The sequence below is a fragment of the Litorerythrobacter xanthomarinus genome (assembly GCF_046254955.1).
Lineage (GTDB): Bacteria > Pseudomonadota > Alphaproteobacteria > Sphingomonadales > Sphingomonadaceae > Qipengyuania_C.
In genome coordinates, this window is the sequence record NZ_JBJXRG010000001.1 from 1,455,429 (window position 1) to 1,469,155 (window position 13,727).

10 protein-coding genes are annotated in these 13,727 nt (G+C 62.8%); 1 reads left to right on the plus strand and 9 read right to left on the minus strand.

Going from position 1 to position 13,727, the window contains the following annotated elements:
* Positions 1–207: 207 nt before the first annotated feature.
* From putA to ACEWMW_RS07295, 3 genes are all read right to left on the minus strand, one after another.
* Positions 208–3,744, minus strand: a complete 3,537-nt coding sequence (gene putA / locus ACEWMW_RS07285) for a bifunctional proline dehydrogenase/L-glutamate gamma-semialdehyde dehydrogenase PutA (RefSeq protein ID WP_409413219.1) — start codon at positions 3,742–3,744, stop codon at positions 208–210.
* A gap of 205 nt (positions 3,745–3,949) precedes the next feature.
* On the minus strand, positions 3,950–4,429 hold the full coding sequence (locus ACEWMW_RS07290) for a carotenoid oxygenase family protein (RefSeq protein WP_409413220.1): 480 nt from the start codon (positions 4,427–4,429) through the stop codon (positions 3,950–3,952).
* Positions 4,362–5,447, minus strand: coding sequence for a carotenoid oxygenase family protein (locus ACEWMW_RS07295; protein WP_409413221.1), 1,086 nt, complete (start codon positions 5,445–5,447; stop codon positions 4,362–4,364). The genes ACEWMW_RS07290 and ACEWMW_RS07295 overlap by 68 nt, the downstream gene beginning before the upstream one ends.
* Before the next feature lie 219 nt (positions 5,448–5,666).
* Here ACEWMW_RS07295 and ACEWMW_RS07300 point away from each other — a divergent pair, with 219 nt between their 5' ends.
* Positions 5,667–6,824 (plus strand): FAD-dependent monooxygenase, encoded by a 1,158-nt coding sequence (locus ACEWMW_RS07300; protein ID WP_409413222.1) that lies wholly within the window; start codon positions 5,667–5,669, stop codon positions 6,822–6,824.
* Positions 6,825–6,897: 73 nt separating this feature from the next.
* Here the strand turns inward: ACEWMW_RS07300 and virB11 are convergent, their stop codons facing one another.
* Genes virB11 through ACEWMW_RS07330 form a run of 6 tightly spaced genes read right to left on the minus strand, consistent with a single transcriptional unit; the run spans position 6,898 to position 13,726 of the window.
* On the minus strand, positions 6,898–7,923 hold the full coding sequence (gene virB11 / locus ACEWMW_RS07305; RefSeq protein ID WP_409413223.1) for a P-type DNA transfer ATPase VirB11: 1,026 nt from the start codon (positions 7,921–7,923) through the stop codon (positions 6,898–6,900).
* A gap of 7 nt (positions 7,924–7,930) precedes the next feature.
* Positions 7,931–9,037 carry a TrbI/VirB10 family protein gene (locus ACEWMW_RS07310; protein ID WP_409413224.1) on the minus strand — a complete coding sequence of 369 codons (1,107 nt, stop codon included), beginning with the start codon at positions 9,035–9,037 and terminating at the stop codon, positions 7,931–7,933.
* On the minus strand, positions 9,037–9,819 hold the full coding sequence (locus ACEWMW_RS07315; protein ID WP_409413225.1) for a TrbG/VirB9 family P-type conjugative transfer protein: 783 nt from the start codon (positions 9,817–9,819) through the stop codon (positions 9,037–9,039). Before ACEWMW_RS07315 ends, ACEWMW_RS07310 begins: the two co-directional genes overlap by 1 nt.
* Positions 9,816–10,979 carry a TrbL/VirB6 family protein gene (locus tag ACEWMW_RS07320; RefSeq protein WP_409413226.1) on the minus strand — a complete coding sequence of 388 codons (1,164 nt, stop codon included), beginning with the start codon at positions 10,977–10,979 and terminating at the stop codon, positions 9,816–9,818. Before ACEWMW_RS07320 ends, ACEWMW_RS07315 begins: the two co-directional genes overlap by 4 nt.
* Positions 10,976–13,402, minus strand: coding sequence for a VirB4 family type IV secretion/conjugal transfer ATPase (locus tag ACEWMW_RS07325; RefSeq protein WP_409413227.1), 2,427 nt, complete (start codon positions 13,400–13,402; stop codon positions 10,976–10,978). The genes ACEWMW_RS07320 and ACEWMW_RS07325 overlap by 4 nt, the downstream gene beginning before the upstream one ends.
* A 27-nt stretch (positions 13,403–13,429) precedes the next feature.
* Positions 13,430–13,726, minus strand: coding sequence for a VirB3 family type IV secretion system protein (locus ACEWMW_RS07330; protein ID WP_409413228.1), 297 nt, complete (start codon positions 13,724–13,726; stop codon positions 13,430–13,432).
* Position 13,727: the final 1 nt, after the last annotated feature.

The following is a 13,727-nucleotide window of genomic DNA, read 5'->3' on the forward strand; positions in this document are numbered from 1 at the left end:
GACACGCTGCATCCCTCAAGGACTGGCAACATCTTGTAGAATTCAAGGCCTTAGTTGATGCCGCGCCATACTCGCGCAAAGCGATAGCAGGCGCAAGCGCGAATATGGTGCTTTGACGGAAGACGGTTGGGATCGTCTCGTATTTCGCACTTGTCGCCCGCTCATGGCCAGGGAATGAAGCCGATCCCGGTTTGTCACACAGAGCAGCTAGGCGACCGCCATCAGGCTCGCATTACCGCCCGCTGCGGTCGTATCTATCGATACCGAGAATTCTTCGAGCAGCCAATCTCGGCGGTACGGTAGGCCTTCGCCGCCCAGTTGGACAATCGGGATGGGTCCGTCCTTTGCAGCAATATCCTCAAGTAGCGGAACAATGCTTCGACCCGAATCTTCGATCAGCACTTGGGCAAAGGGATCGGAGGTGCGCCAATTGGCGATCCATTCGATTTGCGCGGCCCGGGCAGGCGGAAGCTCTTTCGCCAATTCCCGCATTTTCCGGCTCTCTTCGATGATCGGGCTATTGCCTGTAGCAAGGACGATATCAATCTGGGCGTCCAGGCCGTCCACGCTTGTGGGAAGCAGAAGCACCTGGCCCCGCGGATGGACCGAGTAGAGGTTGCTCTCGCCAACAGGGCCGGGCAGCTCCGTAACTTCGCCGATTTCCGGCGCGATATCCGATAGTCCTCTTACAAGGCGCCCGAGATACAGCGGACCGCCCGCCTTGGGGCCGGTTCCCGACAGACCGCGACCACCGAAGGGCTGAACACCGACGATCGCGCCAATTACGTTGCGATTGACATAGACATTGCCGACTTCGGCTGCGGCAGTGACCTGCGCGATGGTCTCGTCGATCCGGCTATGCAGGCCGAAGGTGAGGCCATAGCCGGTATCGCGGACCTGCTGCATCACCTTGGAAAGATCGCGTCTCTTGTAGCGCAGGACATGCAGCACTGGACCGAATACTTCACGGCCAAGCTGGTCGATGTTGTCGATGGCGATGATCGTGGGTGCGACGAAAGTCCCGTTCTGACTGCTCTCGTCCAGCGCGAGTTGCTCGATCCCGTGGCCCGCCTCGCGCATGGCTTCGATATGCGCACTGATCCCGTCGCGTGCCTCTGCGGTGATCACTGGTCCGACATCGTTGCGCAGCTGGTCAGTCGGGCCAATGCGAAGTTCTGCCAGAGCTCCGCGCAGCATCTCCATCAATTCGTCGGCGATGTCCTCCTGCACACAGAGAATACGCAGAGCCGAACATCGCTGCCCCGCACTGTCGAAGGCGCTGGCGATGACATCGCGTACCACCTGCTCGGGCAGCGCCGAACTATCGACCACCATGGCATTTTGCCCGCCGGTTTCGGCAATGAGAGGGATGGGCGATCGATCGGGTAGCGTCCGTTCAGCTAGCTGGCGCTGGATCAGCTTGGCCACCTCGGTCGATCCGGTGAATATGACCCCGCAAGTCTCGGGGGCAGCGACCAGCGCAGCACCCGTTTCGCCAGCGCCGGGAATGAGTTGTAGCGCTTCCGCGGGCACTCCGGCCGCATGCAGGATCGCAACCATCCGGGCCGCGATCAGCGGGGTTTCCTCCGCTGGTTTCGCCAGAACCGTGTTGCCTGCGACCAGCGCTGCTGCGACCTGGCCGGCAAATATCGCGAGCGGGAAGTTCCATGGACTGATGCAGACTATCGGGCCGACCGCTTGAGCGCCGCTCAGCTGCTCACGCGCCTGCTGCGCGTAGTAACGCAGGAAGTCGACAGCTTCGCGCACTTCGGCGATCGCATTGGGGGCGGACTTACCTGCTTCTCGCATAATCAGCCCGAGCGATTCTTCCATTTGTGCTTCGAGCAGGTCGGCAGCTTTTTCGAGCATGGCTGCGCGGCTGTTTACCGGGGTAGCCGACCAGTCCGCAAAGGCGGCTTGGGCACGTTGGGCAGCGGTGCCACATTCGTTGCGTGTCGCCCAAGTGACCTGCCCGACGACGTCGCGCCGATCCGCTGGATTGCGTACATCCTTGGTATCGCCGTTCCCGCCATGATTTGGAGCAGCGTACCAGTGGACCTCGGCACTGGCGCTCAGCATATCGGCCAACTCTGCCAGCACATTCTCGTTGCTGAGGTCGAGGCCGCGCGAGTTCTTCCGGTCCGGGTATAGGTCGTACGGTAGCTTGGTTAGCGGATGCGTCGCGCCGACCGGTTCGATCGCGACAGCCTCCCTAGCTGGATCACGCGTCAATTCCTCTGGCGGCACGTCCTCGTCCCAAATGCGGTTGACAAAGGAGGAGTTCGCACCGTTCTCGAGCAGGCGCCTCACGAGATATGCGAGCAGCGTCTCATGCGTGCCGACCGGGGCGTAAATGCGGCAAGGCCGATTGAGCTTTTTCGGACCCACGACTTCTTCGTAGAGCTCCTCGCCCATGCCGTGGAGGCACTGGAACTCATAATCGCCAAGCGTGAATTCCGGCCCCGCGAGCTGGTATATTGTCGCCAGTGTCTGCGCGTTATGCGTCGCAAACTGCGGGAAGACGTGATCGCGTGCTGCGAGCAGTTTATTGGCGCAGGCGATATAACTTATGTCGGTGTGGACCTTGCGCGTAAACACCGGAAAGTCGGCCAGTCCATTGACCTGCGCACGCTTGATCTCGCTATCCCAATAGGCCCCCTTGACCAGCCGGACCATGATCCGGTGGCCGGATCGCTGCGCAAGGTCGACAATCCAGTCGATCACAAAGGGGCAACGCTTGCCATAGGCCTGCACTACGAACCCGAGTCCTTGCCAGCCGGCGAGTTCCGGTTCCATCGCCAAAGCCTCGACGATATCGAGCGACAACTCCAGCCGGTCGGCCTCTTCAGCATCAATATTGAGCCCGATGTCGTATCCTTTGGCAAGCAAGGCTAGCTCACGAACTCGTGGCAACAATTCGCCCATAACCCGGTCAAGCTGCGCGCGCTCATAACGCGGATGCAGCGCCGAAAGCTTGATTGAAATCCCCGGTGCTTCGTAAATGCCGCGGCCATTCGCGACCTTGCCGATGGCATGGATCGCACGCTCGTAGTCTTCATAATAGCTCTCTGCATCGGCCATCGTCATCGCCGCTTCGCCGAGCATGTCGTAACTGTAGGAGAACCCGAGCTCTTCCTGCTCTCGGGCGCGTTTAAGGGCTTGGGCAATGGTCTCGCCGGTCACGAACTGTTCGCCCATCATCTCCATTGCCATGTTGACGCCGCTGCGGATCACCGGCTCGCCCGCTCGCTTGATCAGCCCGGTTAGCGAAGCGCCAAGGCTGTCTTCCTTGACTGGCGTCACCAGCCTGCCTGAAACAACGAGACCCCATGTCGCGGCGTTGACGAACACCGAGCGATCATCGCCGATGTGCGAACGCCAGTCACCGCGCGCGATCTTGTCGCGAATCAGCGCGTCGCGCGTGGCATTGTCTGGAACCCGCAGCAGCGCTTCGGCCAGGCACATGAGGGCGACGCCCTCCTGACTCGAAAGCGAGTATTCCTTTACCAGGCCATCCACCCCGCCTTGCTGACCTTTCCTGCGAAGTCGCGTCACCAGTTCCAATGCCAGCTCGCGGATTGCTTCGCGATCACGTTCCGGCAAGCTTGCTGCCTTGAGCAGAGGGCGCACGGCTTCCGGTTCGGGCAGGCGATAGGCAGCGGTTATCGCTGAGCGTAGCGGCGTCGCTTCGCCGGCTGCCGGGGCGAAACGCGAAAAAGGTTTTTCAAGGCCGGTCCCAGACATGGCTTCCATCGCTGAATGTTCTGCGCTGGCGTATATCCCCGGCGCCGGTAATCATATCGAGCACCTACGCCTCCCGGTTTGCAAATCAAGATGCATCGGCATTGCCTGTGCCGCTTGGCCACAGGGCAAACATCAATCGCCCGTAGCAACAGGGCTCTGGGCCGATCGGCGCCCCGTCTATTCGAGCGGTCGCGTAGTCATCATGTCACGCTACCAGGACTTCGTTCTCCGGCATCGCGATATCGTCGGCATTGGCCCAGGTCGAATGTGTCCCGGCACAGATACGTTCTGGCAGGATTATCCGGCACACCGGCCCGGCTTCGATGTCCTTGGCATCAAGAATGATACATTCGGAGCGGTCTGTATTTACATCGGAGGTGTAGGTGATGATGTAGCCATCGTCTTCCTCCGTGGCGCCAATGCGCGGAATGAAGGGGCTCTCGCTGGCGTAGCATCCATCGCCAAGTTCGTAAGACCAGCTCTCGCCGGTTTCCAGATCGTGCTTCACGATCCCCTTGAACAGGAACCAGTATGGTTCCGGGATGGCGCTATAGGCGTAGCGGTATTTCCGCCCGGCGAATTTCTGGTTGATCATCCCGAACTCGAGGATGCGGTCATCAAGCCGTTCTTCGGTGGTTTCGCCGGTCTTGAGGTTGAAGCGCCAGCGGTGCAGCTTGGGCTTCATCAAGGCCTTGCGAGAGATAGGCCATCATTCTCTCGAGCCCATCGGGCGCGTCAGGATAGCTCTTGGGCTGCGGTTCTTCCTGGAAATAGCCGTCGAGTACGATCTCCTCTCCTTCCTCGTACGCGTTGAGCCAGTGCAGCGTGTAGGTCGGTTCTGCTTCGAACCAGCGAATGTCTTCCGGCTGGCCGTAGCGCGGGATGATCGCGAAGCGCGTTTTCATATCCGGATGGAACTCGACTGCGTGGACATTGCGCTCGAGAAGTTCCTTGTTCCAGAACAGCGGCATGTCGTTGAGGATCGAATAGTTCTCGGTAAAGGCCATGTCGTGCGGCAGGCGCGGCCCCGGCAGCGGAATCGGAACGTAATGCTTGAGCTTGTTGTCTGCTCCGACAACTCCGTAATGCATGTAGGGCGCGTGCTTGGAGTAGTTGAAGAACATCAGTTCGCCGTTCGCCTCGTCCAGCTTGGCATGCGCCGAGATACCATCGAGCGGCACCCACCCCTCGGTACCAAGCTGCTCCATCGTGAAGGGATCGAGCCGGTATCCCTCGCCGCACTGGTAGAAGGTCGAGAGGATTTTGCCGGCATGGATCACCACGTCGGTCGACGAGCTGTCCTTGAGCCATTCCTGCGCCCCCCAGCCACGACGGGTCGACTTGTGCGGCGGCTCCATCAAACCTGCCCACAGCGAACGACCTGCCTCTTTTTCCGCCTCGAAACCCTTGGTGCGCACGAAGCGGCTGCGGTAGCTCGCCTTGCCATCTTTGAAACTGATCGAATGGAGAAAACCATCGCCGTCAAACGGGTGATAGCGCCCGATCGGTTCGTGGATCTGGTTCTCGCCCGTGCGGACATAGACACCTTCGATATCCGTGGGGATTTCGCCGATCACTTCGGCGTCACCATTTGCGAAGGTCGCGTTCCACTCGTTGAAAGTGGGCCGCCATGCCCCTTTCATATAGGGGTGATCATTGGGCTGGATCGTGGTCCTGATGGTTTCGACGATTTCAGCTGGCATCTGTTGCTCCGTGGTTCCAAATGGCGGCATCGCCTCTTTCACACTATCATATTCCTGTAGCCGGCAGCAGCAAGATTGTATTGCTAACGTTTTTCGCGGCCCCGGAGAAAGCTTTGCAGCCTTGGGCAACCATCATTGGTTGCACTTCGCGGGGGCGATTGATCCAGTGTATCTCAGCCTAGATTGCATTGTCACTGGCTGCGTGCGAGCATTGCCTCGATGCGGATACTGATAATCGGGGCCGGTCTGGGCGGGTTGACTGCAGCGATCACTTTGGCGCGGGCAGGGTTCGAAGTTTCGGTCCATGAGGCCGCGACGGAACTTGGCGAGGTGGGCGCGGGGCTCACCCTTGGCTTCGGCGCGCAGCACGTGTTCCGGGCGCTTGATTTGCAGCGCCATGTCGCCGCATCGGCTTGCCCTGCTGGTAACCCGCCCTTTGTCCATTTCCGGAGCGGTGAGATCCTGATGGGGGCAAAAGACCCGGGGCAGGGACTGCCCGATGATGGCGAGGCCAATATCGTTCGGCATATCTACCGGGTCGATCTCCAGCGAGTTCTGAGCACCGCCGCGCGCGCCGCCGGTGCGCAAATCCACACGGGCCAGCGGCTGGTGGACCTTGGGCAGGATGCCGCGCGGGTCACGGCCGAATTTGCCGATGGCTCGTTAGCTTCAGGGGACCTCCTGATCGGGGCCGACGGCGTCAGGTCGCGGGTCCGGACGCTCATGCGTGCAGGCGATGAACCCCGTTTCACCAATCACGTTGCTTACCGATTCCTCGTGCCGATAAAGGCGGCACGCCCTTTCTTGTCGCATGGGCGCAGCGCCATCTTCATCGGGCCGGGTCGCACGTTCAATCGCTACACCATGGCGAAAGGCCGTATAGTCAACGGGGTTGGTTTGGTCGAAACCGACGAGCAGGCACCCGAGGGTTGGTCTCAGGAAGCTCCAATCGGCGAACTGCGCGCCGCCTTTGCAGGCTGGCACAAAGATGTGACCGGCATCATTGAGCAGGGCGGACAGGTTATCAAATGGGGTCTGTATGACCGCGCGCCATTAGACAAATGGTCGTGGGGGCGAGTTGCCTTGTTGGGCGATGCCGCTCACGCGATGTTGCCGTTTCTCGGCCTGGGAGCGGCTATGGCAGTGGAAGACGGCTATATCCTTGGCCGTGCCTTGGAGCAGGAAGGGGGCGACATCGGCCCTGCTCTCGCGCGGTATGATTCCGCGCGGATTCCGCGAACGACGCTGGTTCAACAAGCATCGAAAGTGCAGGGCGAAGTCACCCAGTCGATCGATCCGGATGCCTTCGGTCTGGCCAAAGCACCGCTCAACAATCGCGACATGATGGAGTTCGATCCAGTCGCCGATTTCGGTTGATCTTTAAAGAGTTATAGCGGCTCGATCGCCGCGAAGCGATGCATCTTTCCGCCATTACAAAGCGCGGGGTCGCTTAGGACTGCACTATGCGGCTTATGATTTCCTTGCTCTCAGCAACAGCCGCGATGCCGCGTCTCCCGTTCTCGTCGCGTTCGAGTTGGACGATGATGTCGATGACCGATGCGGCGTATTGTATGGTATCTTCGCGGGTGAGGCCGATGCCGGTCTGCATGACCATGAGTGCGAGTTGTTCGAGCGCGCCGCGCAAACTGTTCGCGTGGATGGTCGAGAAGGAGCCGGGGTGACCGGTATTGATGGCGCGCAGGAAGGAAACGCTTTCCGCGCCGCGCAGTTCGCCGAGCACGATCCGGTCGGGGCGCAGGCGCAGCGCTGCCTGGAGCAGCTCGTTCGAGGTGACCTTGGCTTCACCGAGTTCACCCTTCACGGCAACAAGGCCTACACCATTGGCGCCGGGAAGCTTGAGCTCGGGCGTATCCTCGACAAGGACGACGCGCTTGTGCTCGGGTATTTCCTGCAGCATGGCGTTCAAGAAAGTTGTCTTGCCGGTCGAGGTGCCGCCGCTGATCAGGATCGTTCGGCGCTGGCGGATCGCCTCGCGCAAGTAGGCGATTGGCTCGGCCTGTGCATCGGGCAGGGCCCGGGGTGAAGGTGCGGTGAGCGGCCCGGCATCATAGGCATCGAGCGGCAAGTCGAGCCGGCGATGGCGGCGGATTGCCATGATCCAGTGCTCGCGGCTGGCCGGCGGTCCGCAGAACTGGATGCGCGCGCGCCCCTCATTCCCTTTGGAAGGCAAGGTCGCGCCCAATAGCGGATGCTCTCGGTTGATGCCCTGGTGGCTGACGCGCGCTACCTGTTCGGCAAGACGCTGGACCAGCTGGTCATCAATATCCGGTCGATCGATCCGCTGCATTCCCGGCTGTGACGCGTCCTCGATCCATACTTCGCCGGGGCGATTGACGAGGATCTCGGTAACGGTGTCGCGCTCTAGCCATTCGCGAAACGGCGCGAGATAGGCATCGAGATAGACGCTGCGCTGGCCCTGTGTGCTTTCCGGAAGGGAATGGATATCTGCGGTCATTTGCCGGTCAGTCGGGCGTGACTTGGGTGAAGTCGAGGTCGCGCGCGGTGAAGATCCGGATTGGCTCGCCCTGTCGTACGCGCACCGTGGGGCCGCGGGCACCATCCTGCTGGGCCGCCGTCGCAGCCGCGCTTTGGCCTGCCCCGCCCAAGACTACCGAAGTTCCGCCCGAGGCAATCGTCGAAAGACCGCCGACGACCGAGAGCAGCATGGCCGAGCCGAAGCGCTTGAAGAAACCGTCGCCCGAGACTTTGCCCTGAAGACCTGTCGTGCCGTCGAATCCGATCGCGGGCGAGGCCAGCTGGACTGAGGCCCCATCAGGCCGGATGAGGCGGGTCCAGATGACATAGGCGCGCTTTTGCCCGCCTTGCATGCCGCTCTGGTACTGACCGATCAGGCGACTGGAGCGCGGGACGAGGACCCTGCTGCCATCGAAGCTGCGCACATCCTGGCTGACGACTGCGCGCACGTAGCCGGGTACGTTGGTGTCGATTGCGGTCTCGAGCACGGCGGGGATCAGCGTGCCCTGCGTGACTGTGGTTTGCGGATTGACCATCGCCTTGGCCTGCGCGGGTGCGCCGCCGACGCCGCCGATACGGCTCGCAAAATCGGAGGCTGAGCCCGTCGTGGCAGCGGCGCCTTCAGTGACAGGAGCAGTGGCGGCGCTTGCAACGGGTAGCGAACTTGCGTCGAACACGACCGTGGGCGAGGCGTAAGGGTTGCCTGCTGGCACTAACTGCTGGGTTGGTGCGGGCGCGCCTGCCGGCGCTGCAACTGGCGCAAGCTCAGGCTGTGGCTGAACGATCGTGACCGCTTCGGACGGAATGAGGAGCGGCTCAGGCGTAGGCGCGGCCCGCTGTCCGCCCACACCCTGCGGCGGTTCGACCCGGGCGGCGTTCATGCTCCACAATGTTACCGCGCCCAAAAGGCCCACGATGGCGATACCGGCAAGCAATCCGGCCGTGTCTGACTTGCCGCCGCTGCGTGCAACAGCAGGATGGGCAACGCGGTTGGCCAGATCGGTAACATCAGGCGTTGCGGTGTCGCGCGGGTCGATATCGCTAGCAAGGCCATCGGAGGTCTTGTGCGAGGGCAGGCGCATGGCCAGTCGCATCAGTTGGCTCCCATATTGGCAGCAAGGGCCGCATCGCCGCGCAGCGCACGTTCGGCGCGCGGCGGTCCTTGATTGACCAGCGTCGCCACGTCTTTCCCGGCGCGCAGCACAATCTCGCGCGGGACGCCATCGACCACGATGGTATCGCCGCGCACGGTGAAGTTGACCGGCCCTTCGGTGCCTTCGAAATCCTTGACCAGGATCGCTGGAACGGAGCGGCCTTCGGGCCATGAAAGGTAGGTCGACCAGCCATCATCATAGCTGCGACCAGGGAGCAGGTTGGAATCCCCGGTGCCTTTCCAGGCGAAATTGAGATCGGCGGGATCGACAATCTGTTCGGGCGCGCTGGCGGCGGCGAGTTCGTCGTCATTCGCGCCTTGGGCCAGTTGCAGCGCGGCTTCGGGCTCATCCGGATAGGTGAAACGCAGCACATAGACCGGATTGGCGCGCGGACTTGCGACGAGATCGAAAAGGTAGGTGCGCCGCGAAGTGACCACGGTCATATTGGTGCTGGCAGTCGTGGTCAGCGGCTTCAAGAACAGCAGCGTGGCGCGCTTGTTGGGGGTGACCTGCCAGCTTTGCGAATCCCCGATCGCGACGTTCTCGATCCGCTCGTCGTCGCCGAAAGCGATCGTCGCCTGGACCTTGGCCTTGCCGTCGACGCGGACGACCTGGCTCTCGTCATAGGCGAGCTCGACGAGCCGCGGATCCTGCGCCAGGGCGGGCGGGCTAGCGGCAAGAAATACGAGTGACGCCAAGGCGATAGTGGCCACGCGGGTCATGTGAACTTCTCCGTTCGGGGGGTGTTTGCAGGACGGAACCGGTTGCCGATGCCGTGCGCGCGTGATGGTGCGGCGCCGGGGTTAGACCTCGCGAGATCGGGGGTAGATGCCCGCCAGACCGCGCCAGACCTGCGCGTATCGGCGGCAGATCCGCTGTCATTGGCGGCAGGCGGCGCGGATGCCATTGCCGCAGCCGGGATGGCGCGGCCAGTTGACGCCTGGGCCGGGGAAGAATTGAGCGGTTGGACGGCGGAGGAGGCATGGCCGGTTGGGGAAGATGCCGCCTGGCCCGTTCCGGCGATTTGCTTGTCGGGCACGAGGCCGAAAACGCTCCACCCGGCCACGATCGTCCCGGCGACCTTGAGCATCATGACCATCAGCGCAGCATGCACTGCGCCGATCATGAAGAAAGCCATCGCTGCTTGCGGGTCGATCATGCCGGGCGTGGCGGTTAGTGCGGCTAGGATCGGAACAGCAAGCTCGAGCATTAGCGAGCCGCCCAGCACGACGAAGATCGGCACCACCGCGAGCATCACCAGACCTTTGAGCCAACCGGTGAACAGGCCGCGCGTGCCGCCAAAAAGCGCCATGACCACGAATACCGGACCGATTGCGATCAGCACCGCTAGTGCGATCTTCGCGGTGACCAGCACGCCGACGGTGCCGAGCAGGAACAGCATCGCTCCGAGCCACATCAGGCCGGGCGGCGAAAAGGCCGAGAAATCCTGCTCGCCTTGCGTTGCTTCCTGAATCGCGAGGAAGACCACATCGATCTTGGCTGCGAATGTCTGCGTCGCGGACTCGCCGCTGCCGGCAAGGATGGTCGCGAGCTGGTCGGGCGCGCCGGAGGCGAGGTTCCAGACGACGCTTTGATAGGCGATCCAGCTGGTCGCAAAGGTCAGCACCAATCCGAGCGTAATCATGCGCGGGGTGAGCGAGCGCACCGAGAGGTTTGTGCGGCCTAGCAGCAGGGTGATCGCGAAGAAGGCAATGAACAGCGTCAGAAGGATCGTGAGCGCCGTTCCCAGCGTGCCGCCCGAGGCAAACAGCCGCCCGAAGGCGCTCGCGGTCATCTCAGCCGCGGTGCAATCGACCGCGCGAAGCGCTGCGCCCACTCCGGTGCCAACTTCTGCGGCAGCCTGATCGCAGGCCGCGCTCATTCGGCGGCCTTATCGAAGGCGAGCTCGCCCTCGTCGAGATCATTGGCTCCTGCGGGCCAGCCATGGCCGGTGAGCGCGGGATACCAGTCGGCAGGGGCATCGCCGACCGCTTCGCGCAGGAGGTCGAGCCGCCGCACGCTTTGCTCGCGCCCCGAAAGCACGGTGAGCACTTCGGGCGCGCCCGACAGGTCGAGCCGAACGACGACGCTGGCATCGCTCTGGCGAACGAGGAAGCAGCGCGAATGCGCGGGCAGCGATCGGATGACCGAGAGTTCGTGGCGTGTGAGGCCGAAGCCGTCGCAATAGTCTTCCGCGCGGGCGCGGCTGTTGGGCATGAAGATCATCGTGGCGGTCTGCTCGACAAGCGCGGTGGCGATCCGGCTTTCCAGCGCATCGCGCGCCGACTGCGTGGCAAAGCCGACCAGGGCATTGCGTTTGCGCAAGGTCTTGAGCCAGTCGCGAATGCGCGCGGCAAACACCTCGTCGTCGAGCGCCTTCCAGCCCTCGTCGATCAGGATCATCGTCGGATCACCGTCGAGCCGTTCCTCGATCCGGTGGAAGAGATACATCATCACCGGTGTTCTGAGGCGCGGTGCTTCAAGCAGCGCGGTCATGTCGAAACCGAGCACGCGGCGGGTGAGATCGAGACTGTCGATCTCGTTATCGAACAGCCAGCCGTGTTCGCCGTCCCCGATCCAGGCCGAAAGCCGATCGGCAAGGTCGCCCGGCTGTGGGCGGCGCGCGCCCGCGAGCAGCTCCTTGAAATGCCTGAGGCGGCGCAGCGAGGCGTCATTGGCATAGGCAGCATCGACCGCGCCAGAAATGAGCGCCAGCTCTTCCGGGCCGCTCGCTTCGAGCAGCACGGCCAGCCAATCGCGCAGGAACGCCTTGTTGGCCGGTGTATCCGGCAGCGAAAGCGGGTTGAAGCCCGATGGCTGGCCCTGCGTTATGCGTTCATAGCGGCCCTCGATGCCGCGCACGAACAGCTCGGCGCCGCGGTCTTTGTCGAACAGGATCGTGCGCGGGGCAAACTTCTGCGCTTGCGCGGCAAGGAAGTTCATCACCACGGTCTTGCCCGATCCCGAGGGGCCGATGACCGAGAAATTGCCCAAATCACCGTGATGGAAGTTGAAGAAGAACGGCGTCGCGCTGGTGGTCTGCAGCAGCGTGACCGCCTGGCCCCAGTGATTGCCCTCGGCTTTGCCCAGCGCAAAACCGTGGAGGCTTCCGAAGCTTGCCATATTGGCCGAAGAGATCAGCGCGCGGCGCACGATATAGCCTTCGTTGCCGGGCAACTGCGCCCAGAAGGCGGGCTCCAGATTGGTGTCCTCGCGCACCGCGATCGCACCGGTATCGGCCAGCGCGGCGGCGCAGGATGCACAGGCCTCGTCGAGCCGGGCAAGATCGCTCTCGCGCACCAGTACGGTGAGGTGATGATCGCCGAAGCCGACGCCGCCATTGCCGAGCTCGTCGCGAGCGACCAGCATGTCGGCGCGTTCGGCGGCGGCTTCCTCGTCGGCTGAGCGCAGGCGCCGGATCGAAAGGTCCATCCGCTCGCGCGCGGTCTGGCGTTCGGCGGGGGCATAGCTCTCAGAAACCACCATCTCGACCGGCAGGCGCAACAGCGCGTCAAGCATGCCGGGGCTGGTCGCTTCGGGATAATCCTTCAGGCCCAGCACGGCGCAGAAGTCCGGCTCGCCTGAACCACGCAGCTCCATCGCATCGAGCCCGAAGCTCGCGCGGCGATAGGGCAGCATCTGGCCGATATCGGTATCGCCGGCGGGCCTCCTCACCGGCCGCATCTCGCCGTTGTAGAGCGCGCTGAGCAGTTCGAGCATCTCCGAATGGGTGCTGCGGTTCGCGCCCGCGTAATCGCCCAGCAGCTGCGCGCCATAGGGCTGCAGCGCGGCGATGAGACCGGTTGCGGCCGATTTGAGCGAGCGCACGTCCTTGGGATCGGCTTCCGCTTCGCGCTGGCCTTTCCGGGACCACATCCTGGCAGCGCGTTCGGCGAGACCCGCCTTGCCGCGCGCCGGGCGGCGGACCAGGGTCACGAACTGGTCGTTGATGAACAGCGATCCCGAACCGAGCCGCTCCTTCCAGCGCGCGTCGATGTGGCGGCTCAGCGGATCGGGAAATTGGCTGTCGAGCTCGACTTCGACCTTGCGGCGGATCACGTGGTGATAGAGGACGAAGCGCGCATCGAGCGTCGAGCGCAGCACCACTTCGCGGGTTGCGGCATGGGCATTTAGCGCTTCGGTGTCTTCGGTCTCAAACAGCAGGCCGGGGACCTGCATCGCTGTCATCACCGAGCCATCGCGCAGCAGGATCGTGCTCTCGTCGAGCAGGCGTGCATAAGGCAGCCGGTCGCCAGCGCGCGCTTCCTTCGCGCTCCACGCCGCTGCTCCTTTCCACTTGCTCATGCGTCCCATGTCCTTTCCGCGCGCCCGTCAGGCGGCGTAACTGTTGCAGCCCCAGCGCTTGTAGTTCTTCACACGCGGGCATTTGCTGACCTTGGTCAGCCAGAGATCGAAGATGCGCGGCTCGCGCAGGCATGCGAAATAGCCCACGGTGTGGACCGCGAAGGCAGCAGGCAGCGCCCACCAGCTGCCCGTGATCAGGAACAGCTCGGTCGTCACCGCCGCGTTGATGATGAAATAGTTGTAGGTCACGCCGGCAAACATCTGCGGCCGCGTGAGCGCGCGGTGGACAGGGTGCCGCAGCAAGGGGGTGGCCGCATTGCTCATC

What these genes read in the sequence shown, in the direction of transcription:
- putA (WP_409413219.1), bottom strand. Translation starts at nt 3,744, where the DNA reads ATGTCTGGGACCGGCCTTGAAAAACCTTTTTCGCGTTTCGCCCCGGCA.
- ACEWMW_RS07290 (WP_409413220.1), bottom strand. Translation starts at nt 4,429, where the DNA reads ATGAAGCCCAAGCTGCACCGCTGGCGCTTCAACCTCAAGACCGGCGAA.
- ACEWMW_RS07295 (WP_409413221.1), bottom strand. Translation starts at nt 5,447, where the DNA reads ATGCCAGCTGAAATCGTCGAAACCATCAGGACCACGATCCAGCCCAAT.
- ACEWMW_RS07300 (WP_409413222.1), top strand. Translation starts at nt 5,667, where the DNA reads ATGCGGATACTGATAATCGGGGCCGGTCTGGGCGGGTTGACTGCAGCG.
- virB11 (WP_409413223.1), bottom strand. Translation starts at nt 7,923, where the DNA reads ATGACCGCAGATATCCATTCCCTTCCGGAAAGCACACAGGGCCAGCGC.
- ACEWMW_RS07310 (WP_409413224.1), bottom strand. Translation starts at nt 9,037, where the DNA reads ATGCGACTGGCCATGCGCCTGCCCTCGCACAAGACCTCCGATGGCCTT.
- ACEWMW_RS07315 (WP_409413225.1), bottom strand. Translation starts at nt 9,819, where the DNA reads ATGACCCGCGTGGCCACTATCGCCTTGGCGTCACTCGTATTTCTTGCC.
- ACEWMW_RS07320 (WP_409413226.1), bottom strand. Translation starts at nt 10,979, where the DNA reads ATGAGCGCGGCCTGCGATCAGGCTGCCGCAGAAGTTGGCACCGGAGTG.
- ACEWMW_RS07325 (WP_409413227.1), bottom strand. Translation starts at nt 13,402, where the DNA reads ATGAGCAAGTGGAAAGGAGCAGCGGCGTGGAGCGCGAAGGAAGCGCGC.
- ACEWMW_RS07330 (WP_409413228.1), bottom strand. Translation starts at nt 13,726, where the DNA reads ATGAGCAATGCGGCCACCCCCTTGCTGCGGCACCCTGTCCACCGCGCG.